Genomic DNA, 259 nt, shown 5'->3' with positions numbered 1-259 from the left:
GAACCGCCGGTCCTCCTCAGGCATATCGAATATGCCGATGGATGTCCCGATGTCCTGAATCATGAATGCATGGCTGATGCAGATTTTGGCCGCCTCATCCCACCCATGCTCCATGCATCTGCGGTATCCCTCTATCAGGTGGCGTTCCGATATCCGGCCCGGAAACCGGCCCACGTCATGGAGAAGCCCTACCACATAAGCGTGCTCATTGTCAAGCCATCCGCACCGGGATGCAATATGTTCACAGGCCATGGCCACA

At 56.4% G+C, this 259-nt stretch carries 1 protein-coding gene; it reads right to left on the bottom strand.

Annotation, left to right across the window (positions count from 1 at the left end):
* On the bottom strand, positions 1-259 hold a 259-nt coding region (locus tag LI015_RS28150; RefSeq protein WP_227126798.1), incomplete at both ends, for an HDOD domain-containing protein.

This window comes from Enterocloster sp. 210928-DFI.2.20 (assembly GCF_020554465.1).
GTDB classification, from domain to species: domain Bacteria; phylum Bacillota; class Clostridia; order Lachnospirales; family Lachnospiraceae; genus Enterocloster; species Enterocloster bolteae.
The sequence above is the reverse complement of the archived record's forward strand: the minus strand, read 5'-3'. Positions and strand labels throughout refer to the sequence as shown.